Source organism: Muricoccus roseus, from assembly GCF_900141905.1.
In the GTDB taxonomy this organism is placed as follows: Bacteria; Pseudomonadota; Alphaproteobacteria; order Acetobacterales; family Acetobacteraceae; genus Roseomonas; species Roseomonas rosea.
Genome location: NZ_FQZF01000005.1, coordinates 1 through 23,392, shown reverse-complemented (window position 1 = coordinate 23,392; position 23,392 = coordinate 1). Strand labels below are relative to the sequence as shown.

Below are 23,392 nucleotides of genomic sequence, written 5' to 3'. Positions count from 1 at the left end.
GGCATGTCCGGCAGCTTCGTCCATCTCCACGTTCACTCCGCCTATTCCCTCGCCGAAGGGGCTGTGAAGGCCGACAAGCTTCCCGGCCTGGCGAAGAAGGCCGGTATGCCGGCCCTGGCGCTGACCGACACCGCCGTCATGTTCGGCGCGCTGGAGTTCAGCCAATACGCCACCAAGGAGGGCGTGCAGCCCATCATCGGCTGCCAGCTCTGGCTTGCCCGGGCGAAGGAGCCCGAGCGCCCCGAAGCCGCCCGCCTGCCGCCGGACCCGGTGGTGGCGCTGGCCATGGACAAGCCGGGGCTGGAGAACCTCCAGCGCCTGTCCTCCCTCGGCTGGCTGGGGGAGGACCCCTCGGGCAAGCCGGCCATCAACCTGGATCAGCTGCGCGCGCATGCATCCGGCATCTTCCTGCTCACGGGCGGAACGCTCGGCCCTCTCGGGCGGCTCCTGGCCGAGGGGCGCCGGCCCATGGCCGAGGGGCTGCTGGCCGCGCTGCGCGAGGCGTTCGGGGACAATCTGGCGGTCGAGCTGACCCGCCACGGGACCGAGCGCGACCGGGCCGTGGAGCCGGGCCTGCTGGCCCTGGCCGATGCCGCCGCCGTGCCTATCGTGGCCGCCAACGACGTCTACTTCGCCAAGCCCGAGGCCCATGAGGCGCATGACGCGCTGCTCTGCATCGCCGAAGGCCGCACGCTGGCCGAGCCCGACCGCCGCCGCCTAACGGCCGAGCACTGGTTCAAGCCGCCCGCCGCGATGCGGGAGCTGTTCAAGGATCTGCCGGAGGCCTGCGACAACACCCAGGCGATCGCGCGCAAATGCGCCGTCATGGCCGAGACGAAGAAGCCCGAGCTGCCGGTCAGCCGGAAGGTGGAGGCCGGCCTGACCGAGGCCGAGATCGTCCAGGACATGGCGCGCAAGGGGCTGGAGCAGCGGCTGGACGCCCAGGGCACGCCGGAGGAGGCCCGCCCCGCCTACCGCGAGCGGCTGGATTTCGAGCTGGGCATCATCGAGAAGATGGGCTTCTCCGGCTACTTCCTGATCGTGGCCGACTTCATCCAATGGGCCAAGGCGCACAGCATTCCCGTGGGGCCGGGCCGCGGTTCGGGCGCGGGCTCCGTCGCCGCCTGGGCGCTGACCATCACCGACCTCGACCCGATGCGCTTCGGCCTGCTCTTCGAGCGCTTCCTGAACCCCGAGCGCGTCTCGATGCCGGACTTCGACATCGACTTCTGCCAGGACCGGCGCGAGGAGGTGATCAACTACGTCCGCAACGAATATGGGCCGGACCGCGTGGGCCAGATCATCACCTTCGGCCGCCTGCAGGCCAAGGCGGTGGTGCGCGACGTCGGGCGCGTGATGGGCATGCCCTTCGGCCAGGTGAACAAGATCGCCGAGCTGATCCCGTTCAACGCCGCCAAGCCGCCCACGCTCCAGGAAGCGCTCGACGGCGAGCCGCGCCTGCGCGAGATGCGCGAGACGGACGAGAATGTCGACCGCCTGATGCAGACGGCGCTCCAGCTGGAAGGCCTGTACCGCAACGCCTCCACCCATGCCGCGGGCGTGGTGATCGGGCGGAAGCCGCTGATCGAGATCGTGCCGCTCTATCGCGATCCGCGCAGCGACATGCTCGTGACGCAATACTCGATGAAGTATGTCGAGAGCGCGTCGCTGGTGAAGTTCGACTTCCTCGGGCTGAAGACGCTGACGGTGATCCAGCGCGCGCTGGACATCCTCGCCGGCCAGGGCGTGCAGATCGACATCACGACGATCCCGCTGGACGACGCGCCCACCTACCAGATGCTCGCGAAGGGCGACGCGGCCGGCGTGTTCCAGTTCGAAAGCCAGGGCATGCGGGACGTTCTCCGCATGATGCGGCCGGACCGTTTCGAGGACCTGATCGCGGCGGTGTCGCTTTACCGGCCGGGCCCGATGGCGAACATCCCGGCCTATTGCGCCCGCAAGCACGGCCAGGCCTGGGAGCCCGTGCACCCCGCGATGCGGAGCCTGGTGGAGGAGACCTACGGGATCCTCGTCTATCAGGAGCAGGTGATGCAGATCAGCCAGGAGCTGGCGGGCTACTCGCTCGGCGGCGCCGACCTGCTGCGCCGCGCCATGGGCAAGAAGATCCGCTCGGAGATGGAGGCGCAGCGCAAGATCTTCACCGAAGGGGCGGTGAAGAACGACATTCCCGAGGACAAGGCGGGTGAGATCTTCGACCTGATGGAGCGCTTCGCGGAATACGGCTTCAACAAGTCGCATGCCGCCGCCTATGCGCTCGTCTCCTACCAGACGGCCTGGCTCAAGGCGAACCATCCGGTGGAATTCCTGGCGGCCATCATGTCGCTGGATATGACGAACACCGACAAGCTGGCCTCCCACCTGTCGGAAGCGTCGCGGCTGGGCATCAAGGTCCTGCCGCCGGATGTGAACCGGAGCGAGGCCGAGTTCGCGGTGGAGGTGCAGGAGGACGGGAAGAAGGCCATCCGCTTCGCCCTTGCCGCGGTGAAGCGCGTGGGGCTGGGGGCCATGCAGGACCTCGTGCGCGCGCGGAAGGAGGGCGGACCCTTCAAGTCCCTCACCGATTTCGCGGACCGCGTGGACCCCAAGCTGCTGAATAAGATGCAGCTGGAAAACCTGGCCCGCGCCGGCGCCTTCGAATCCCTCGACAAGAACCGGGCGCGCGTGACCGAGGGCGCGGAGCAAATCCTGCGCCGCGCCCAGGCAGCGGCGGAGGACCGGAGCAGCGCGCAGATCGGCCTGTTCGGCATGCCCGGCGCGGCGACGGATACGCCGCCCTTGCGCCTGCGCGACATGCCGGACTGGCCGCAGCTCGACCGTCTGTCGCAGGAAGCGGAGGCGATCGGGTTCCACCTCTCGGCCCATCCGCTCGATGCCTATCGCGAGGTGCTGGCCAAGCTCGGCGTCTGCCCGATCGCGAAGATGACCGAACGCGCCCAGGGCGGCGCCGGGCGGTTGAAGCTGGCGGGCACGGTGATCGGGACCAAGGAGCGCACCACCAAGACCGGCAGCCGCATGGCCTGGGTCCGGATCTCGGATGCCAGTGGCAGCACGGAGGTAACCTGCTTCTCGGAAATCCTGGGCAAGTGCCGGGAGATGCTGGCCGAGGGCAATGCGGTGATGTTCACCTCGGAGGTGCGCGTCGATGGCGAGGCGGTGCGCCTCACCGCGCTGGATTGCGAGCCGCTGGAGAGGGCCGCGCAATCCGTCGGCCAGGGGCTGCGCATCGAGATCGCGGCGATGGAGGCGCTGGAGCCGCTGCGGAACCTGCTCCAGCGCGAGGGCAGGGGGAAGGGAGAGGTCATCATCATCCCCCGCACCGGCCCGGGGCAGGAGGTGGAGCTGACCCTGCCCGGCCGCTGGAACGTCTCGCCCCGCCTGGCCCAGGCGCTGAAGGTCATTCCGGGAGTGGAGGCGGTGGAGGCGGCCTGAACGGAGGCCGCCTGCGTCGCCCCGTTATTTCAGCCCGAAACCCAGCGCCCGCAGGGTGGCCTTCATGGTGTCGCGCCCATGCAGCGCGGCCGCATCGGCCACCCGCTTGAGCATGCGGCCGGACCAGTCGGTGCGGCCCATGCCCTGCGCGGCGGAAAAATCAGCCAGGCGCTCGTCATAGTGGGCGATCTCCGACTCCTCGTCGCGCAGAGCATAGGTCTCGCGGTGCAGGACTAGGGATTGCGGAAGGCGGGGCTTCACCGCGTTGGGCACGGCCGGGTCCGGCCAGCCCACGGCCAGGCCGAAGGCGGCGAAGGCGTTGGGCGGCAGGTTCAGTTCCTCCGCGACCTCGCGTGGGCGGTTCCGCAAGGCGCCCACATAGACGGTGCCGAGGCCGAGCGATTCGGCAGCCACCAGCGCGTTCTGCGCAGCGATGGCGGCATCCACCAGCGCGACCATGAAGGCTTCGAGATAAGTGAGCCCCTCCAGGGGTTGGCCACGGGCCTGGCCGAGGCGCTCGAGCCGCGACAGATCCGCGATCCAGCAGAGAAAGAGTGGCGCGCGCCGGACGAAGCCCTGGTTCCCCGCCAGCACGGAGAGGCGTGCCCGGCGCTCGGGGGCCTCCACCGCCACGACGCTCCAGGCCTGGAGGTTGGAGGAGGTGGGGGCGGAGGAGGCGGCGGCGACCAGCCTTTCCAGCGTGCCGGGGTCGAGCGGCCGGTCGAGGAAGGCCCGGACCGAGCGATGCGTGAGCAGGCTCTCCAGCACCGGGCTGCTCGGGCCGGGCGGAAGCGGCACGCCGTAGCGCGCCGCGGCAGGGGAGGGCGGGTTTGTCATCTCGGATCGGCTGCTCTTGGCGGGAAGGGTGCGGAGACTGCCATCCTTCCCCCCACCCGCCCAGGTGCGCTCGTTCAGGCACCCTCGTTGGCGGCAAGCCGGTGCCGCGCCATCTTTGCTTCCGGGGCCGAATCGGGCCCCCGACGCTGTCAGGGAGAGACGCGATGAGCAGGGACTTCCTCGATGAACGCCGGCGCGCCCTGGAGGAGGCCTTCTTCGCGCGCCACAATGACGAGCTGATCCGCCGCCTGCACGCGGCCGACCGGGACCGGCCGGAGAAGGAGAAGCTGGCCGAGGCGTCCGGCCTGCATGACGAGGCGCTGCTGGACCGGCTCGTCGCGCTGGGGATCGGAAGCGGCACCCTGGCCGCCCTCTCAATCGTGCCGCTGGTCGTGGTCGCCTGGGCGGATGGCGTGATGGGGGAGAAGGAGCGGGCGGCCATCCTGTCGGCCGCCGCCGATGCGGGGCTGGGCCACGACGGTCCGGGCGCGCAACTCCTCTCGCGCTGGCTGGGCAGCGCGCCTCCGCCGGGGCTGTTGGCGGCATGGGCGGCCTATGTCCACGCTCTCGACCCGGAGGCACGCGCTGCCTTGCACCCGAGGGTGATGAGCCGCGCCCGCCAGGTGGCCGAGGCGGCGGGCGGCCTGCTCGGCCTGTTGCGCGGGACCTCGGAGGCGGAGGCGGGGGCGTTGGCCAAGCTGGAGGCCGCCTTCGCCTAGGCGGGGAGGGTAGCCGGGGAGGCGTCGGGAGCGGCGCACCCTTGCCCGCGGCGGCGGGGCATGCCATATCGCGCGCGCCGGACGCGGGGCTTTCCCGCGCCCGGCAAATCCGCACGCGGCGCGCCCTTCCGAGATAAGCGGCAGGGTCCGGTCGCCCAACGGCATTTCCCTTGGGGAAGGCCGGGGGCGTTCAGCACCGCGGAGGCCCAACCGGATCAATCGGAAGAGAGGACCCGCCACCATGGCGATGCCCGACGTTACCCTGCGCGGCCTGCTCGAGGCCGGCGTTCACTTCGGCCACCACACGCGCCGTTGGAACCCGAAGATGGCGCCGTATATCTTCGGCGTGCGCAACCAGGTGCACATCCTGGACCTGCAGCAGACTGTGCCCCTGATGGACCGCGCGCTGCGCGCCGTCCGTGACATCGTGGCCGGCGGCGGCCGCGTGCTCTTCGTGGGCACCAAGAAGGCGGCGGCGGACTACGTGGCCGAGGCCGCGACCCGTTGCGGCCAGTACTACGTCAACCACCGCTGGCTCGGCGGCATGCTGACTAACTGGAAGACCATCACCGGCTCCATCAAGCGCCTGAAGCAGATGGACGAGCAGCTCGCCGGCAACACCCAGGGCCTCACCAAGAAGGAAGTCCTGATGCTGACGCGCGAGAAGGAGAAGCTCGACCGCGCCCTCGGCGGCATCCGCGAGATGGGCGGCCTGCCGGACATCATCTTCGTGATCGACACGATCAAGGAGAAGCTGGCGATCGAGGAGGCCAACAAGCTCGGCATCCCCGTCGTCGCCGTCTGCGACTCCAACGCCGATCCCTCGGGCGTCGCCTTCCCGATCCCGGGCAATGACGACGCGATCCGCGCGATCAACCTGTATTGCGACATGATGGCCGCGGCCGTGTTCGACGGCATCTCCGCCGAGCTCTCCGCCTCCGGCATGGATGTCGGCGCGCAGGCCGATCTCCCGGTGGACGCCCTGCCGGAGGAGGACGTCCTCCCCGGTGCCGGCGCGATCCCGGAGACGCTCGGCGGCGCCGAGGTGGCCGATGGCCCGGTGCTCGAGGGTGCCCAGTCCAGCCCGACCGCGGGCGTGGACACGGAGAGCCTCGAGGCGATGGTCCAGAACAACCGCGACGACGGCAACCGCGCGGGCTGATCGCCTGCGGGCGGCGGCCGGGTCCTGACCCGGTCGCGCTCGCAATGACCTGAACGCGCCGGGGTGGCATCGCTGCCCCGGCGTGTCGCATACAGCGGCGGCAGGACTCGCGGGGGCTCCCTCGCGGGTTGCGCCGCGCCAGAAGACGGGAAGACAGAGATGGCCGAGATCACGGCAGCCATGGTCCGCGACCTGCGCGAGAAGACCGGCGCGGGCATGATGGACGTCAAGAAGGCCCTGGTGGAGAGCAATGGCGACGCGGAGGCCGCGATCGACTGGCTGCGCAAGAAGGGCCTGTCCGCCGCCGCCAAGAAGTCCGGCCGCGTGGCCGCCGAGGGTCTGATCGGCGTCGCCTCCGCCGGCACCAAGGCCTCGATGGTCGAGATCAACGCCGAGACCGATTTCGTCGCCCGCAACGAGCAGTTCCAGGGCTTCGTGGAGACGGTCGCAAAGATCGCCCTCGAGGCCGGCGAGAGCGTGGAGACCATCAAGGCCGCCCAGTACCCCGGCGCCGGCCACACGGTCGCCGAGGAGCTGACGCGCCTGATCGCCACGATCGGCGAGAACATGACGATCCGCCGCGCCCGGGTGCTCTCCGTCGGGTCGGGCGCCGTCGCCACCTATGTCCACTCGGCCGTGAAGCCGGGCCTGGGCAAGATCGGCGTGCTGGCCGCCCTCGAGGCCGCCGATGGCGGCGACGCCATCCTGACGCTCGGCCGCCAGATCGGCATGCATGTGGCCGCCGCCCGCCCGGAGGCGCTGGACGTCTCCGCCGTGGACAACTCCGCCCTGGAGCGTGAGCGCGCGGTGCTGACCGAGCAGGCCCAGGCCTCCGGCAAGCCCCCTGCGGTCATCGAGAAGATGGTCGAGGGCCGCATCCGCAAGTACTACGAGGAAGTGGTGCTGCTGGAGCAGGTCTGGGTGCATGACGGCGAGAGCCGCGTGAAGGCCGTGGTCCAGAAGTCCGGCGCCACGCTGACGGGCTTCGCCCGCTTCCAGCTCGGCGAGGGCATCGAGAAGGAGACCTCCGACTTCGCCGCCGAGGTGGCCGCCGCCGCCGGCACTGCCGGCTGAGTCGCGCGCCGGCACCGCCGGCTGCGCCGCGGGGCGGGCCGCTGGCCCGCCCGCTGCCTGGCCCGCCCCTTCCCTGGGCAGGCCCCCGCCGCCGGACGTTCTGCGCCCGGCGGCTTCCACTGCCATCCTTGCCGCGTCAGCCCGGCTTCGGCGTCTTGCCGGGGCGGGCGGGCGCGATTACCCTCGCCAGCCCCCGGGACCGCCTGAAAGAATGACCAGCCTCCGCTACAAGCGCGTCCTTCTGAAGGTGTCCGGGGAGGCCCTGATGGGCGGCAGCTCCTATGGGCTGGACGGCACCACGGTGAACGCCATCGCCGAGGACATCGCGGCCGTGACCCGCCTCGGCATCCAGGTCAGCCTGGTGATCGGCGGAGGCAACATCTTCCGCGGGGTCTCCGGCGCCGCGGCCGGGATGGACCGTGCCCAGGCCGACGGCATGGGCATGCTGGCCACCGTCATCAACGCCCTGGCCATGCAGAACGCGCTGGAAAAGGCGGGCGTGCCGGTGCGCGTGCAATCCGCCATCCCCATGGCCAGCCTCTGCGAGCCCTTCATCCGCCGCCGCGCCGAGCGGCATATGGAGAAGGGCCGGGTGGTGATCTTCGCCGCCGGCACGGGCAACCCCTTCTTTACCACCGACACCGCCGCGGCCCTGCGCGCCGCCGAGATGGGCTGCGATGCGTTGCTCAAGGGCACGCAGGTCGATGGCGTCTACACCGCCGACCCGCGCAAGGACCCGGATGCCGAGCGCTACGAGGTGCTGACCTATCACGACATGCTCGCCCGCGACCTGGCCGTGATGGACGCCGCCGCCATCTCGCTGGCGCGCGAGAACAAGCTGCCGATCATCGTCTTCGACATCCACGAGCCGGGTGCCTTCACCGCCGTCATGAAGGGCGAGGGCAAGTTCACCACGGTTCACGAGCGCTGAGGGACACGCCATGGCCGCCCCCCCGAACTTTCCTGATCTCCGCAAGGACCTCGTGCGCCGCATGGACGGCGCGCTGGAGACGCTGCGCAAGGAATTCTCCGGCCTCCGCACCGGCCGAGCCAGCCCTGCGCTGCTGGAGCCGATCCGGGTCGAGGCCTATGGCACCAACCAGCCGCTGAACCAGGTGGCGAACATCTCCGTCGCCGGGCCCGGGCTGCTCTCCGTGCAGGTCTTCGACCGGACCATCACCAAGCAGGTGGAGGTCGCCATCCGGGACGCCAATCTCGGCCTGAACCCGCAGGCCGAGGGCCAGGTCATCCGCGTGCCGCTGCCGCCGCTGACCCAGGAGCGCCGCAACGACCTGGCCAAGCAGGCCGCCAAGTATTCCGAGGCGACGAAGGTCGCCGTGCGCGGCGTGCGCCGGGACGGGATGGAGACGATCAAGGGCTGGGAGACCAAGTCCGAGATCTCGAAGGACGACGCCAAGCGCTGGTCGGACGACGTGCAGAAGCTGACCGACGAATACGTCAAGAAGGTCGATGTCGCGCTCGCCGAGAAGGAAAAGGACATCAAGGCCGTCTGAGGCCTTCCACCGCCATGAGTGCCGCCACCCAGCCTGTCCCGCAGACGGGGGGTATCATCCCCCCCGCCCCCGTCCATGTCGGGATCATCATGGATGGAAACGGACGCTGGGCCGCGGCCCGCGGCGTGCCGCGCGCGCTCGGCCACAAGGCTGGGGCGGAGGCGACGCGCCGGGCCGTGCAGGCGGCGGGCGAGCAGGGCGTGTCCTGGCTCACCCTTTTCGCCTTCAGCAGCGAGAACTGGCGGCGCCCGGCCGATGAGGTGCGCGACCTCACCGGGCTCATGCGCCACTACCTCCGCCACGAGGTCGGGCAGCTGGTCGAGAAGGGGGTGCGGCTCCGCGTGATCGGCGACCGGGCCGCCTTCGGGCCGGGCATGCTGGCCGAGATCGAGCGCGCCGAGGCCGAGACCGCGGGTAATACCCGGCTGAACCTCAATGTCGCCCTTTCCTATGGCGGCCGGGCCGAGATCGCGAAGGCGGCACGGGAGCTTGCCCGGCGCGCCGCTTCCGGGGAGATCAGCCCGGACGCCATCGACGAGGCGGCCCTCTCCGCCGGGCTCGACACGGCCGGGATGCCCGATCCCGACCTGATCATCCGCACCTCCGGCGAGCAGCGGCTCTCCAACTTCCTGCTCTGGCAGTCCGCCTATGCGGAGTTCGTCTTCCAGCCCGTGCTCTGGCCGGATTACGGCGCCGAGCATCTGCGCGAGGCCATCGCCGAGTTCCACCGCCGCGACCGCCGCTTCGGCGCGCGGACCGGCTGATGGCCGACGCGGCGGCCGCCCCCGCACCGAAGCCCGGCAAGAACTGGCGGGACCTGCGCAAGCGGGCGCTCTCCGCCCTGGTGCTCGGTCCGGCCGCGCTGCTCTGCGTCTGGCTGGGGGCGAATGCCTATACGCTGCTGCTGGCGCTGGGCGCCGGGATCCTCACCTGGGAATGGGTGCATCTCTGCGGGCTCCGCACGGCACGGCTGCCGGGGGCGGGGGTGCCTGTCGCGGTCTTCCTCGCGGGGGCTCTGGCCGTCGCGGAGTTCCCTGTCGCGGCCTGGCTGTTCCTGATCGGCGGCTTCCTGCTCACCTGGGCCTGGGCGGAACGCCTGCGCGGGCGGGACCGGCCGCAGCAGCCGGCGCTCCGTCTCGCGCTCGGGGTCCTTTATATCGGCATCGGCTTCCTCTGCCTCATCGAGCTGCGGCATGAGAACGAGGCCGGGCGCGCCAATCTCCTCTTCCTGCTGCTCGTCGTCTGGGCCAGCGACATCGGCGCCTATATCGCCGGCCGCGCACTAGGGGGGCCGCTGCTCTGGCCGCAGGTCTCGCCGGCCAAGACCTGGTCCGGCGCGCTGGGCGGGCTGCTGCTTGCCATGGGCGTGGGGAGCTTCGCCGCGCTGCAGCTCGCCCCCGGCAACCCCTGGCGCGCCGCCGCCGCCGCGGCTGTGCTGGCGGTCGCGACCCAGGCGGGCGACCTGCTGGAATCCGCCATCAAGCGGCACTTCAAGGTGAAGGACACCTCCAGCCTCATCCCCGGCCATGGTGGGCTGCTGGACCGGCTGGACGGGCTTCTAGCCGCGGCGCCGGCCGCGATGATCCTGGCGCTGCTCATTGGCTATGGCGGCGCCCTGTGGCGCTGACCCACTGGTGCCCCTGACATGACCCGAAGCATTTCCATCCTTGGCGCCACCGGTTCGGTCGGCCGCAGCACGATCGCCTTGCTGGAGGCGGCGGCCGAGGGCGAGTTCGCCGTGGAGGCGCTGGTCGCCGGGCGTGATGCCGCGGGGCTCGCCGATGCCGCCCGCCGCACGCGCGCGCGGATCGCCGTGCTGGCGGACCCTGCCGGCCTGCCCGCCCTGCGGGAGGCGCTGGCCGGGAGCGGGATCGAGGCCGCGGCCGGAGAGGCGGCGGTGCTGGAAGCCGCGGCCCGCCCGGCGGACTGGACCATGGCCGCCATCGTCGGCGCCGCGGGGCTGGGGCCCACCCTGGCGGCGCTCCGCCGTGGCGGCACCCTCGCCCTGGCGAACAAGGAATCCCTGGTCTGCGCGGGCGAGATCGTGCTGCGGGAGGCCCGGGCCGCCGGGGCCACGCTGCTGCCCGTCGATTCCGAGCACAACGCCATCTTCCAGGCCCTCGATGCGCGTGACCCCGCCATGGTGGAGCGCATCATCATCACCGCCTCGGGCGGTCCCTTCCGCACCGCGAGCGAAGCCGAGATGCGCGCCGCGACGCCGGAGCAGGCGGTGCGCCATCCCGTTTGGTCCATGGGCGCGAAGATCAGCATCGACAGCGCCACCATGTTCAACAAGGGGCTGGAGCTGATCGAGGCCGCCCGGCTCTTCCCGGTGCCGGAGGAGCGGCTGGAGGTCCTGGTCCACCCGCAATCTGCCGTGCATGGCCTGGTGCAATATGCCGACGGCTCGCTGCTGGCCCAGCTCGGCACCCCCGACATGCGGACCCCGATCGCCCATGCCCTGGCCTGGCCACGGCGCATGCATGCCGAGGTGCCGCGGCTGGACCTGGCGGCGCTGGGCCGGCTCGACTTCTCGGCGCCCGATCCGGTGCGCTTCCCCGCCCTGCGCCTGGCGCGGGAGGCCTTGCGGGCGGGGCAGGGGGCCACCACCATCCTCAATGCGGCGAATGAGGTGGCAGTGGAGCGGTTCCTGGCCCGGCGTCTTGGCTTCCTGGACATCGCCCGGGTGGTTGAGGGCACGATGGACCGGCTGGGCAATCCGCCCGTGCCATCGCTCGACGCCGTTCTCCGTCTCGATTCCGAGGCGCGGGCCGAGGCCGGGCGGATCGCCGGCCAGATCGGCCTCGCGGCCTGAACCGCGCCGCCCCGTACCAGAGAGAACCAGGTGGACTTCCTCCCCGACCCCTTCCGCACCATCCTCGCCTTCGTCGTCGTGCTCGGCGTGCTCGTCTTTTTCCATGAGCTCGGCCATTACGGCGCGGCCCGCTGGCGCGGCATCTTCGTCGAGAAGTTCTCCATCGGCTTCGGCCGCCCGATCGCGGCCTGGCGGGACAAGCGCGGCACGGACTGGCAGATCGGCTGGCTGCCGCTGGGCGGCTATGTGAAGCTCTACGGGCAGGAAGGCCCGGGCGACGTGACCGATTCGGTCGATGCGCCCCCCGGCCACGACCCCCGTGGCCCGCGCTTCCACGACAAGCCCGTGGGAGACCGCGCCATCGTGGTGGCGGCGGGCCCGATCGCCAATTTCATCCTGGCGGCGGTGCTGTTCTCCGCCCTGTTCATCGCCGTCGGACGCCCGGTCGGCAACACCACGGTCGCCTCGGTGGTCGAGGGTGGCGCGGCGCAGGTGGCCGGCATCCTGCCTGGGGACCGGATCGTGGCGCTGGACGACACGCCGGTGAGCCGCTTCGAGCAGGTGCAGGCCTATATCCAGCCGCGCGCCAGCCAACCGATCCGAATCCGCCTGCAGCGCGAGGGGCAGGAGCTGACCGTCAACGCCACCCCGGCCGCCCGGCCGGGGCGGGGCGAGGGCGCCGCGCCGGTCGGCATGCTCGGTGTCGGCGGCGGGGCCGCCACCTATGAGCGGACCGACCCGATCTCGGCTGTCTGGGGCGGCATCTCCTACACGGCCGATGTGACGGTCCAGACCCTATCCGGCATCTGGCAGATGATCACCGGGCAGCGCGGGGCCGAGGAGATCGGCGGCCCGCTGCGGATCGCCCAGCTTTCCGGACAGGTCGCGAGTCTCGGCCTGGCCAATCTCGTCACCTTCATGGCCGTGCTCTCTGTGAACCTGGCCCTGATCAACCTCTTCCCCATCCCCGTGCTGGATGGCGGGCACCTCGTCTTCTACGCGTTGGAGGCCCTGCGGGGGCGCCCCCTTCCGCCGCGCGCGGTGGAATACGGGTTCCGGGCCGGACTCGCGGTGCTGGCCACGCTTTTCGTCTTCGCGACCTGGAACGACCTCTCCAGCTTCGGCCTGTTTCGCTGGATGCACGGGCTTTTCGGCTGAGCCGTGGCCGTTTTCCCCCTTCTTCCGGCACTTTGGGCGTGAAACCTTCGCGGGGGTGGCAACACACGGTGCTTGCCGCTAGGTTGCGCCCCCGCGAACCGGAACCGCCGGCACAGGATCACGCCTTGCACGCCTCGCCTTTCTCCCGGGCCCTTCTGCTGGCCGCCACCTGCCTCGTGCCCGTCGTGGCCGCCCCGGTCGCGGAGGCGCAGCCCCAGCCGCGCCGGCCCGCTGCCCAGCGGCCCGCCCCGGCACGCCCCGCCGCCGGCACCGTCCAGGGCATCGACATCCAGGGCAACCAGCGCATCGAGGCGGAGACCATCCGCTCCTACATGCTGCTGCAGCCCGGCGATGCCTTCGAGGAGGACCGGCTGGACCGGTCCCTTCGCACCCTCTTCGCCACCGGGCTGTTCAAGGATGTCCGCGTCGGCCGCCAGGGCGACCGGATCCTCGTCCAGGTGGAGGAGAACCCGATCGTCAACCGGGTTGCCTTCGAGGGGAACAGCAAGCTCAGCGACGACGTGCTGCGCAACGAGGTGCAGCTGCGCTCGCGCTCGGTCTTCACCAGCCAGGCCGCACAGGCCGACCGGGCCCGGCTCCTCGAGATCTATGCCCGCCGTGGCCGCCTCTCGGCGACGGTCGAACCGAAGATCATCCAGCTCGACCAGAACCGCGTGGATGTCGTCTACGAGGTCACGGAGGGCGATGTCGCGCTGGTCAGCCGGATCAACTTCGTCGGCAACCGCGCCTTCTCGGACAGCCGGCTGAAGGAGATCGTGGCGACCCGCGAGGCCGCCTGGTACCGACCCTTCAGCAGCAGCGACACCTATGAGCCGGAGCGGCTGAACTTCGACCGCGAGCTGCTGCGCCGCTACTACCTCCGCCAGGGCTATGCGGATGTGAACATCACGAGCAGCACGGCCGAGCTCACCCCGGACCGCTCGGGCTTCTTCGTGACCTACACGATCAACGAGGGCCGGCGTTACCGCCTGGGCAAGATCGAGACGATCTCGGCGCTGCGCAACGTCACCGCCGACCAGCTGCGCCCGAGCGTCGATATCTCCTCCGGCGAATGGTATGACGGCGAGGCCGTTGAGCGCGTCTCCGAGACCATGTCGGACCGCGCCAACCAGCTCGGCGCGCCCTTCGTCGAGGTGACGCCGCGCATCGTCCGCAACACCGAGGCGGGCACGGTCGACATCACCTTCGAGGTGAAGGAGGGCAACCGGCTCTATGTCGAGCGCATCGACATCACCGGCAATGTCCGCACCCAGGACCGGGTGATCCGCCGCGAGTTCCGCATCGCCGAAGGCGACGCCTTCAACGCGGCGCTGGTGCGGCGCTCCCGCCAGCGCATCCGCGACCTCGGCTACTTCAACGACGCCAACATCACCACCACCCCGGGCTCGGCGCCCGACCGCGTCGTCCTCGGCGCCAATGTCAGCGAGCGCGCGACGGGCGAGGTTTCGATCGGCGGCGGCTATTCCACCGATGCCGGCGCGCTCGCGGATCTGGGCCTGCGCGAGCGCAACCTCCTCGGTACCGGCATCGACGCGCGCATCAACGGCGTGATCGCGCAGCGCCGCAGCCAGCTCGACCTCTCCGTCACCGACCCGTCCTTCATGGACCGCAACCTCGCGGTGGGCGCGGACATCTTCTACATCAACCGCGACCTGCTGGATTACTCGGGCTATCGCGAGCGCCGCTACGGCTTCTCGCTGCGGGCGGGCTACGAGTTCAACGAGTATCTGCGGCAGTCCTGGGCCTACACGCTCTCGAACCGCAACATCTTCGATGTGGACCCCAACGCCTCCCGCTACATCCAGGAGCAGCGCGGGGAGACGCTGCTGTCGCAGATCGGCCAGACCCTCACCTATGACCGCCGCGACAGCCGCCTCGATCCGCGCACCGGCTACCTGATCCGCCTCGGCACCGATTTCGCCGGCCTCGGCGGTGACGTGCAGTATGTCCGCACCCGCGTGGACGGTGCCTACTACATCCCCTTCGAGCGGATGCTGGGCGACCCGAACTACGTCCTCGCGATCACCGGCTCGGTCGGCTACCTCGAGCCCTTCGGCGGCAAGGACGAGCGCATCGTCGACCGCTTCTTCCTCGGCGGCGAGAACCTGCGCGGCTTCGAGACCGCCGGCGCAGGCCCCCGCGATCTCACGCCCGGGCAGGGCCGGGACAGCCTGGGTGGCCGGTTCCTCTACACCCAGACCACCGAGTTCCGCTTCCCGCTGCCGATCCCTGACGAGATCGGCCTCACCGGCCGCGCCTTCGTCGATGTCGGCGGGCTGAGCGGGTCTTCCTCCGGTCCGGGCGTGGTGGACGACTCCTCCCCGCGGGTGGGCGCCGGTGTCGGCGTGTCCTGGCGCAGCCCCTTCGGGCTGATCAACCTCGACTTCGCGCAGGCGGTGGTGAAGAAGTCCTACGACGAGACGCAGTTCTTCCGCTTCGGCTTCGGCACGCGGTTCTGAGAACGAAGAAGACTGGAGTTCGCATGATGACCGCGCGCCCCGCGCTTGCCGCCCTTGCGGCCCTTTTGATGCCGGTCGGTTCCGCCCTGGCCCAGTCCGACCCCGGCTTCTTCATCCCGCCGCAGCAGGGTGGCGGCCAGGCACGGCCTGCCCAGGCGCAGCCCCGCCCGGCCCAGCCGCAGCGCCCGCCGCAGCAGGCCCAGCGCCCGACTGGCCCGAACCCGGCGCCGCTGCCCCCGGGCCAGCCGCCGCCGGCCGCCGTGATTGGCATCGTGGACGTGCCGGAGCTGCAGCGGAACTCCACCGCCTTCAACGGCGTGCGCGAAGAGATCGAGAAGCGCCGGCAGAAGCTGAATGACGACCTCCAGCGCGAGCAGACCCGCTGGCGCGAGGAGCAGCAGGCGCTCGCCAACCAGCGCGCGACGATGAACCCGGAGCAGCTCCGCCAGAAGGAGCGGGAGCTGCAGGAGCGCATCACGGACAGCCAGCGCGTCTTCCGCGACCGCTCCCGCGCCATCGAGCAGGTGGCCCAGGGCGCGCTGCAGGAGATCGAGCAGGCGATGGCGGTGGTGATCCGCCAGGTGGCGGCCAGCCGCAACGTGAACCTCGTCCTGCCCCGGCCGCTGGTCATCTTCAACGATGCGCCCTTCGACCTGACGGATGAGATCAGCGCCCAGATCAACCGCGTGCTGCGGAGCGTGACCCTGCCGCCGGAGGGCCAGGCGCCGGCCCAGCCGGCCGCCCAGGGCCAGGGGGGCAACCAGCCGGCCGCCCAGCGGCCCGCGCAGGCTCCGGCGCAGCAGCAACGCCGCTAGGCCCGTGGCGGCGGATCCCCGCTTCCACGCCACCGCAGGCCCCTTGCCGCTCGCGCAGCTCGCGCAGGCGGCGGGGATCGAGGTACCCGAGGGCCTGGGCGACCGCCGCTTCAGCGGCGTCGCCACCCTTCACGCGGCTGGCCCGGACGACATCTCCTTCCTCGATGCCCGCCGCTGGCTGCCCGGCCTGCGCGAAACCCGCGCGGGCGCCGTGGTGCTCGCGGCGGAGAACGCCCATGCGGTGCCGCAGGGGACCATCGCCCTCATCTCCCCGGCGCCGGTGCTGGCCTTCGCGCGCATGGCCACGCTGCTGCACCCGCCCGAGGCGGCCAATGGCGCGCGCCACCCGACCGCCGTGGTGGGGGAGGGCGCTCAGATCGGCGAGGGCTGCGAGATCGGCCCTTATGCGGTGATTGAGGCGGGCGCCGTGCTTGGTGCGCGCTGCATCGTCGGGCCGCACGCCCATATCGGCCGCAACTGCGTCTTCGGCGCGGAATGCCGCATCTTCTCGCATGTGACGGTAACCCACTGCATCGCCGGGGACCGTGTGACGTTGAATCCCGGCTGCCGCATCGGCAGCGAGGGCTTCGGCTTCGCCACCACGAGCCGCGGGGAACATGTGACGGTGCCGCAGCTCGGCCGGGTGATCCTGGGTGACGGGGTGGAGGTGGGGGCGAATGCCTGCATCGACCGTGGCTCGGGCAACGATACGGTGGTGGGTCCCGGCACGCGGCTGGATAACCTGGCCATGCTCGGGCACAATGTGCAGACGGGGCGTGGCTGTATCATCGTTGCCCAGGCCGGCATCGCCGGCTCCACCACGCTGGGCAACTATGTGGTCATGGCGGCCCAGGCCGGCATGAGCGGACATCTGAAGATCGGGGACGGCGCGCGGATCGGGGCCCAGGCCGGGGTGATGGCGGATGTGCCGCCCGGCATGGATGTGCTGGGCAGCCCGGCCATCCCGGTGCGGGAGGCGATGCGCTCCTTCGCGGCGATACGGAAGCTGGGACAGTCCAAGGCCGCCAACCGGGCGGCCGAAGAGAAAACGAGCGATTGAGAATGGCGGATCACGACGGCAAGGCACCGGAAGGCGCAACGGGCGCGGGCGAGACCCGCGGCACGCTCGATATCGCGCGCATCATGGAGGCGATTCCGCACCGCTTCCCCTTCCTGCTGGTGGACCGGGTGGTTGATCTCATCCCGGGCGAGAGCGCGGTGGGTATCAAGAACATCTCGATCAACGAGCATGTCTTCCAGGGCCACTTCCCGCGCCACCCGGTCTTCCCGGGCGTGATGATCATCGAGAGCATGGCCCAGACCGCCGGAGTGCTGGTGGTGGAAACCCTCGGGCCCGAGGCACGGGGCAAACTTGTCTATTTCATGTCCGTCGACAGCGCGAAGTTCCGCAAGCCCGTGATCCCCGGCGACCAGATGCGGGTGCATGTGAAGCAGGAGCGCCGGCGCGGGAACGTCTGGAAGTTCTCCGCCGAGGCGAAGGTGGATGGCGCGGTCGTCGCCGAAGCCAGCTATGCCGCGATGATCCTGGACAGCTGAGCGTGACCAACATCCACCCCACCGCGATCGTGGCGGAGGGCGCGTCCATCGCGGCCTCGGCCACCATCGGCCCCTATGCGATGGTCGGCCCGCAGGTCGTGATCGGCGAGGGCGTGCAGATCGGCGCCCATGCCGTGATCGACGGCATCACCGATCTCGCCGAGGGCGTCCAGGTGCTGCCCTTCGCCTCGGTCGGGCTGCCGCCGCAGGACCTGAAGTACAAGGGCGAGCCCACCCGCGTGATCGTCGGCGCGCGCAGCATCATCCGCGAACACGCGACGGTGCATCGCGGCAGCGTGGGCGGTGAGGGCGTGACGCGGGTCGGGGCGGACTGCCTCATCATGTGCGTCGCCCATGTCGGGCATGACTGCCAGCTCGAGGATCGCGTGATCCTCGCCAATAACGTCATGCTCGGCGGGCATGTGCATATCGGCGACAACGTCTTCGTCGGCGGCGGCACGGCGATCCACCAATCCGTCCGCATCGGCCGTCAGGCCGTGATCGGCGGCATGAGCGGGGTGGAGCGGGACGTGATCCCATTCGGCTCCTGCATGGGCAACCGCGCCCGGCTGATCGGGCTGAACCTCATCGGCCTCAAGCGCCGGGGCTTCGGGCGGGAGGCGATCAACGCCCTTCGCGCGGCCTATCGCGGCCTGTTCCTCGGCCGCGGCACCTTCGATGCCCGCATGGCGCTGGTGGCGCAGGACCAGGGCAGCCAGCCCCAGGTGGCCGAGATCCTCGCCTTCATCGAGGCATCGAGCCGGCGCGGGCTGATGCGCGCGGGCCGCCAGACCGACGAGGCCGCCGAGGCCGAAGCGGCCTGACTTCCTGCGCCCCCGACCCTGAGCCGATGACCCCCAGCCGATGAACCAGGCACCCGTCGCCATCGTCGCCGGTGGCGGCGCCATGCCGTTGCGCGTGGCCGCCGCCTGCCGCGCCATGGGCCGCCCCTTCGTGGCCGTGCTGCTGGAGGGCTTCGCGAAGCCGGCGGAATGGGCCGGGGAGCGCACCCTCACCATCCGCTTGGGCGCCGCGGGCCAGGCGCTGGACTGGCTGCGGGCCAGCGGCGCGCGGCAGATCGTCCTCGTCGGTGATGTCCGGCGCCCCTCCTTCCTCTCGCTGCGCCCCGATGCCGGGGCGGCGAAGCTCATCGCCCGCATCGGCATGCGGGCCTTCGGCGGGGATGACAGCCTGCTGAGCGCCATCCGCCAGGCGCTGCAGGATGAGGGCTTCGAGCCGATCGGCCCCGCGCGCTTCCTGAACCAGGCGCAGTCCCCGCCGGGGCTGCTGACGCGGGCCGCGCCGGACGCCACGGCGCTCACCGATATCCGGCGGGGCATCCTGGTCGTGCGCGCCCTGGGCGCGGCCGATGTCGGGCAGGGGGCCGTGGTGCAGCAGGGGCTGGTGCTCGCCGTGGAGGCGATCGAGGGCACGGATGCCATGCTCGCCCGCGCGCGGGAGCTGCGGCGCGAGGGGCCCGGCGGCGTGCTGGTGAAGCTGGTCAAGCCCGGCCAGGACCGCGAGCTGGACCTGCCGGCGCTCGGCCCGCGCACCGTCGCGGGCGCCATCGCCGCCGGGCTGGCCGGCATCGCCTTCGAAGCCGAGGGCGCGCTGCTGGTCGATCGTGAAAGGATGGTGGAGCAGGCGGATTCCGCCGGGCTCTTCCTTCTCGCCATCCGCCCGGATGACCATGTGCGGGCGGCAAGCACAGGAGCCGCGACATGAGCGACACCCCGAAGGGCAAGTTCCTCCACACCATGATCCGGGTCGGGGACCTGGAGCGCAGCATCGCCTTCTACACGAAGATGTTCGGCATGAAGGAGCTGCGGCGGAACGACGTGCCCGCGGGCCAGTACACCCTTGCCTTCCTCGGCTATGGCGGCAACGCGGCCGGCGAGGCCGAGATCGAGCTGACCTACAACTACGGCGTCGAGAAGTACGAGATGGGCGGGGCCTTCGGGCATCTCGCCATCGGCGTGCCCGATGTGGCCGCCGCCTGCGAGCGCATCCGGGCCGAGGGCGGCAAGGTGGTGCGCGAGGCCGGGCCGGTGAAGCACGGCACGACCATCATCGCCTTCGTCGAGGACCCGGACGGCTACAAGATCGAGCTGATCCAGCGCGCCTGACCGCGTGCTGCCCGACCCCATCCGCCTGATCACCGACGCCGCCTCCCGCACGGGGGAGGCGGCGCTCGGCCTTGCGGGGAAGGAGCGCCTGCGGCTCGCCGTCACGGGGCTCTCGCGGGCGGGCAAGACGGTGTTCCTCACCTCCCTCGTCGCCAATCTCGTGGCGGCAGGGCAGGGGAGGCGCACCCTGCCCGCCCTGGAGGCGACCTCCGGCCGGCTGCGGGGCGCGCGTGCCATCCCGCCCGGGGTGGAGGCAACGCCGCGTTTCGATGCCGAGGCGCATCTGGCCGCGCTGGCGGCGGACCCGCCCCAATGGCCGGCCCGGACCGAGGACCTCTCCACCCTCTCCCTGTCGCTGACGCTCCGCCGCCGGGGGGTCTATGGCCAGCTCCTGCCGGATCGCGAGGTGACGCTCGACCTGCTCGACTATCCCGGCGAATGGCTGCTCGACCTGCCCATGTTCGCGCAGGATTTTTCCGAGTGGTCGGAGGCGACCCTGGCCCGGATTTCCACAGGCGTGCGGGCGGACCCGGCAGCCGAGTTCCTGGCCTTCGCCCGGTCGCTGCCCGCAACGGCGCCCGCCGAGGATTCCCTGGCCCGCCGGGGCCATCAGCTCTACCGCCGCTTCCTGCTCACCGCCCGCGACGAGCTGGGGCTGCGCTTCCTCCAGCCCGGCCGTTTCCTCAACCCCGGCCCTTCGGGCGACGCACCGCTGCTCTGGTTCTTCCCCCTGCCGGCTGCGGCGCGGAACTCGCCGTTGGGCGAGCTGCTGGCCCGGCGGCACGAGGCCTATCTGCGGGACCAGCGGGACCGCTTCCTCGATCCCGTCTTCCGCCGCTTCGACCGCCAGGTGGTGCTGGTGGACGTGCTGGGCGCCCTCCATGCCGGGCGGGAGGCCTTCGAGGATACGGCCGAGGCACTGGCCGCCATCTCGGCCACGCTGCGCTACGGGCGGGGCTGGCTGGACCTGCTGACGGGGGCCGGAATCGCCCGGGTGGCCTTCGCTGCCGCCAAGGCGGACCACGTGCCCGAGGTGAGCCGCGACAGCCTCGCCTCGCTCCTCTCCGACCTGGTGGACGCGCCACGCCGGCGCGCCGAGATCGCGGGCGCCGCCGTGTCCGTCCATGCCGTGGCCGCGATCCGCTGCACCCAGGAGGCGACGGCGCTGCATGGCGGCCGTCCCGCACCGGCGGTGCGCGGTATCCTGCTGGAGAATGGCCGTTGGGCCACGGTGGATCCCGGGCTCGTCCCCGTCCGCCGCCCGCCGGAGAGCTTCTGGAGCGCCCCCTATTTCCAGATGCCGGTCTTCCGCCCGCCCGGGCTGGACCCCGATGGCCGCGGGGGCGTTCCGCATCTCGGGCTGGACGCGCTGCTCTCCACCCTGCTCGGCGATGCGCTGTAATCCGGCATCGCCCGGGCCATATCCCTTCCCGCCATGAGCGAGACCGCCCCCCGCCCGCCCCGAATCCACCTGGAGGAGGAGGCCGGCCCCGCCCGCATCGACCTAGCCTGGGAGGCCGGGACCGATCCCGTGGCCCTGCCTTCGGCGGGGCTTTCGACGCTGTCTCTGCTGGCGATCGGCGTGGCGGCGCTGATCCTCGGCTTCTCCGGCCTCGCGGCCGGGAATTACGTGGCCGAGCAGTTCCTGCGCGCCGCCTGGCTGGGCTGGCTCACCCTCGCCGTGGCGCTGGGCGGCTTCGGCGCGATCCTCTGGGCCGTGATCCGGGAGTTCCGCGCGCTGTTCATGCTGCGGGAGGTGGATGCAGCCCGCCTCGCCTTCGCGCGCGGGGATTTCGCGGCGGCCAAGTTGCATGTGCTGGCCTGGGCCGCGCCCATCCCGCTCGCCGCCCCCATCCTGCCCGCCCTGCGGGAGGCGCCGGATCTCGCGGCGCTGCGCGGATTGCTCGAAACCGGCCCGCTGGCCGCGCTAGATGCCGAATCGCGCGCGCTGGGCCGGCTGGCCGCCATGCAAGGCTTCGCGGCCACCGCCATCAGCCCCTCTCCGGCGCTGGACGCGCTGGTGGTGGGCTGGCGCGGATTGCGGCTGGTGCGGCAGGTCGCCGCGCTGCACGGCATGCGGCCGGGGATCGCCGCCACCGCATCGCTGCTGCGCCGCGCGGCCTTCGATGCGGCCACCGTCGCCGCCACCGAGGTGGCAACGGACGCGGCGGTGCGCGCCATCGTCACCAACCCGCTGGTCGGCCATGTAGTGGGCGAGGCAGCGACCGGGGCGGTTGCCGCGCGGCGCCTGATCACCCTGGCCCGCGCCACGGCCGCGGCCTGCCGAATCCTGCCGCGGGGCTAAAACCGGCGCTTCGGCGCCCCGTGTTTACGGCGGCCTAACCCGAACGAAGGATGATCCGCGCGCATTCGGAGGAGTGGCGATGCGCATCCGGACCCTTTTGCTCGCGGGTATCACCGCCGTGGCCTTGCCCGGCCTCGCCGGGCTCGGCTGGAACTCCTGGCTGGCCTGGAGCAACTGGGAGCGCGCGGAGCGCGCGACCTATGCCACGCGTGTGCTGAACGGGACGATGCGTGGCATGACGGCCATCGCGGTCGAGAGCGGTCAGCTCAGCGCCGCCGCACGCACCGGCGCGGCTGATCCGGCGGAGTTGCAGGCGAGCCGCCGTGCCAGCGACGCCCTGCTGGAAGCCGCGCGGCGGGATGTGGTGGCGGAAGGGCTGGATCCGCGCCCGATCGACGAATCCACGCGCAAGTTCAATCTCCTGCGCAGCCGCGTCTCCGATCTTCTCGCCCGCAACGGGCGCGAGGGGGACCCGCGCCTCGTCTCCGACCTGATCGCGGGCCGGGCGGAGGTGCTCGACGGGCTCGAAGGCGTGGCGCGCAGCGCCGAGCAGCGGATCGGCCTCGCGGCCCCGGCGGTGGCGCTGCTGACCGAGATCGCGCGTGGGGCGATGACGCTGCGCAACGAGCTCGGCGTGCGAAGCCTGGTCATCAACGCCTGGATGGGCGGGCAGCCCGTCACCGTGGCGAGCATCGCCAACGCCCTTCGCCTGAACGGCCGGATCGAGATGGCGCTGGAGACGGCACGCCGCCTGACCGGGGCGCAGGACGATCCGGAGCTGACGGCCGTGCTTGCGAGGATGGAGGCCGATTATGTCCGCGGGAGCGAGCCGCGCTACCGCGCCTTTGTCGACGCGGCCCTCGCCTCCCTCGGGCAGCCCGGAGCGCCCTCCTGGCCGAGCAGCGCCCAGGACTACGCGCGCTGGACCGTTCCCGCGCTGACCCAGGTGCTGCCGCTGCGGGACGCCGCGCTGGACGCGGCCATGGAGAAGGGCGATGCCGCCGCGGCGGCTGCGCGCACGCGCCTGCTGGGCAGCCTCGCGCTGGCCGGTCTGGCGCTTCTGCTGGCCGCGGCCGGCGTCATGCTGCTGCTTCACCGGCTGGTCAGCCCGGTGCGGGAGCTGACCGGCGAGGTGGGCCGGATCGCTGCCGGCGATCTCGAGATCGACCTGCCCCATCGCGGTCGCCAGGATGAGGTCGGGGAGATGGCGGGCGCCATTGAGGTGCTGCGCGTGAATTCCGTGGCGCAGCGGCGGCTGGAGGCCGAGGCGGAGGCCTCCCGCGCTTCGCGTGAGGCGCGGGCGGCGCAGATGGAGGGCCTGGTGCGCGGCTTCCAGGAGCGCGCGGGGGAGATGGTGCGGACGCTGTCCTCGGCCTCGAC

Annotated in this window: 20 protein-coding genes and 1 pseudogene; 20 read left to right on the top strand and 1 reads right to left on the bottom strand. The window is 71.4% G+C overall.

Features of this window, described 5'->3' with window-relative positions:
* Nucleotides 1-3: 3 nt before the first annotated feature.
* Nucleotides 4-3,450: a DNA polymerase III subunit alpha gene (dnaE, locus tag BUB97_RS05100; RefSeq protein ID WP_073132298.1), complete on the top strand. Its 3,447-nt coding sequence runs from the start codon at nt 4-6 to the stop codon at nt 3,448-3,450.
* A 24-nt stretch (nt 3,451-3,474) separates the two neighbouring features.
* Here dnaE and BUB97_RS05095 read toward each other — a convergent pair whose 3' ends face one another.
* Nucleotides 3,475-4,287, bottom strand: a complete 813-nt coding sequence (locus BUB97_RS05095; protein ID WP_073132296.1) for an NADPH-dependent oxidoreductase — start codon at nt 4,285-4,287, stop codon at nt 3,475-3,477.
* 164 nt (nt 4,288-4,451) lie between these two features.
* Here BUB97_RS05095 and BUB97_RS05090 point away from each other — a divergent pair, with 164 nt between their 5' ends.
* The 19 genes and pseudogenes from BUB97_RS05090 to BUB97_RS05000 all read left to right on the top strand — a co-directional run.
* Nucleotides 4,452-5,006 (top strand): hypothetical protein, encoded by a 555-nt coding sequence (locus tag BUB97_RS05090; protein ID WP_073132294.1) that lies wholly within the window; start codon nt 4,452-4,454, stop codon nt 5,004-5,006.
* A 241-nt stretch (nt 5,007-5,247) separates the two neighbouring features.
* Nucleotides 5,248-6,024, top strand: a pseudogene (gene rpsB / locus BUB97_RS05085) (30S ribosomal protein S2); the annotation flags it as partial.
* Between the two features lie 303 nt (nt 6,025-6,327).
* Nucleotides 6,328-7,242, top strand: coding sequence for a translation elongation factor Ts (tsf, locus tag BUB97_RS05080; protein ID WP_073132290.1), 915 nt, complete (start codon nt 6,328-6,330; stop codon nt 7,240-7,242).
* 211 nt (nt 7,243-7,453) lie between these two features.
* Complete coding sequence (gene pyrH, locus BUB97_RS05075) at nt 7,454-8,173, top strand: UMP kinase (RefSeq protein ID WP_073132288.1); 720 nt, start codon at nt 7,454-7,456, stop codon at nt 8,171-8,173.
* Between the two features lie 10 nt (nt 8,174-8,183).
* Nucleotides 8,184-8,756, top strand: coding sequence for a ribosome recycling factor (gene frr / locus BUB97_RS05070; protein ID WP_073132286.1), 573 nt, complete (start codon nt 8,184-8,186; stop codon nt 8,754-8,756).
* Between the two features lie 14 nt (nt 8,757-8,770).
* Nucleotides 8,771-9,520: a polyprenyl diphosphate synthase gene (uppS, locus tag BUB97_RS05065; protein WP_073132284.1), complete on the top strand. Its 750-nt coding sequence runs from the start codon at nt 8,771-8,773 to the stop codon at nt 9,518-9,520.
* Entirely contained in the window at nt 9,520-10,383 is an 864-nt protein-coding gene (locus BUB97_RS05060) for a phosphatidate cytidylyltransferase (RefSeq protein WP_073132281.1), read from the top strand. The genes uppS and BUB97_RS05060 overlap by 1 nt, the downstream gene beginning before the upstream one ends.
* 18 nt (nt 10,384-10,401) lie before the next feature.
* The gene (gene dxr / locus BUB97_RS05055; protein WP_073132278.1) at nt 10,402-11,571 is read left to right on the top strand and encodes a 1-deoxy-D-xylulose-5-phosphate reductoisomerase; all 1,170 of its coding nucleotides are present in this window, start codon (nt 10,402-10,404) and stop codon (nt 11,569-11,571) included.
* A 30-nt stretch (nt 11,572-11,601) separates the two neighbouring features.
* On the top strand, nt 11,602-12,729 hold the full coding sequence (gene rseP / locus BUB97_RS05050; RefSeq protein WP_073132276.1) for an RIP metalloprotease RseP: 1,128 nt from the start codon (nt 11,602-11,604) through the stop codon (nt 12,727-12,729).
* A 125-nt stretch (nt 12,730-12,854) separates the two neighbouring features.
* Complete coding sequence (gene bamA, locus BUB97_RS05045; protein ID WP_073132273.1) at nt 12,855-15,209, top strand: outer membrane protein assembly factor BamA; 2,355 nt, start codon at nt 12,855-12,857, stop codon at nt 15,207-15,209.
* Nucleotides 15,210-15,232: 23 nt separating this feature from the next.
* Nucleotides 15,233-16,024, top strand: coding sequence for an OmpH/Skp family outer membrane protein (locus tag BUB97_RS05040; RefSeq protein WP_073132270.1), 792 nt, complete (start codon nt 15,233-15,235; stop codon nt 16,022-16,024).
* Between the two features lie 4 nt (nt 16,025-16,028).
* Nucleotides 16,029-17,084, top strand: a complete 1,056-nt coding sequence (gene lpxD / locus BUB97_RS05035) for a UDP-3-O-(3-hydroxymyristoyl)glucosamine N-acyltransferase (RefSeq protein WP_073132269.1) — start codon at nt 16,029-16,031, stop codon at nt 17,082-17,084.
* A gap of 2 nt (nt 17,085-17,086) precedes the next feature.
* The gene (fabZ, locus tag BUB97_RS05030; RefSeq protein ID WP_073132267.1) at nt 17,087-17,581 is read left to right on the top strand and encodes a 3-hydroxyacyl-ACP dehydratase FabZ; all 495 of its coding nucleotides are present in this window, start codon (nt 17,087-17,089) and stop codon (nt 17,579-17,581) included.
* The gene (gene lpxA, locus BUB97_RS05025) at nt 17,578-18,405 is read left to right on the top strand and encodes an acyl-ACP--UDP-N-acetylglucosamine O-acyltransferase (RefSeq protein WP_073132265.1); all 828 of its coding nucleotides are present in this window, start codon (nt 17,578-17,580) and stop codon (nt 18,403-18,405) included. Before fabZ ends, lpxA begins: the two co-directional genes overlap by 4 nt.
* Nucleotides 18,406-18,445: 40 nt before the next feature.
* Nucleotides 18,446-19,306, top strand: coding sequence for an LpxI family protein (locus BUB97_RS05020; RefSeq protein WP_073132263.1), 861 nt, complete (start codon nt 18,446-18,448; stop codon nt 19,304-19,306).
* Nucleotides 19,303-19,707 carry a lactoylglutathione lyase gene (gene gloA, locus BUB97_RS05015; RefSeq protein ID WP_073132261.1) on the top strand — a complete coding sequence of 135 codons (405 nt, stop codon included), beginning with the start codon at nt 19,303-19,305 and terminating at the stop codon, nt 19,705-19,707. Before BUB97_RS05020 ends, gloA begins: the two co-directional genes overlap by 4 nt.
* A 4-nt stretch (nt 19,708-19,711) precedes the next feature.
* Complete coding sequence (locus tag BUB97_RS05010; protein ID WP_073132259.1) at nt 19,712-21,109, top strand: YcjX family protein; 1,398 nt, start codon at nt 19,712-19,714, stop codon at nt 21,107-21,109.
* A gap of 33 nt (nt 21,110-21,142) precedes the next feature.
* Nucleotides 21,143-22,012: a DUF697 domain-containing protein gene (locus BUB97_RS05005; RefSeq protein ID WP_073132257.1), complete on the top strand. Its 870-nt coding sequence runs from the start codon at nt 21,143-21,145 to the stop codon at nt 22,010-22,012.
* A gap of 79 nt (nt 22,013-22,091) precedes the next feature.
* The coding region (locus tag BUB97_RS05000) for a HAMP domain-containing protein (RefSeq protein WP_139281297.1) at nt 22,092-23,392 on the top strand (1,301 nt) is incomplete at its 3' end.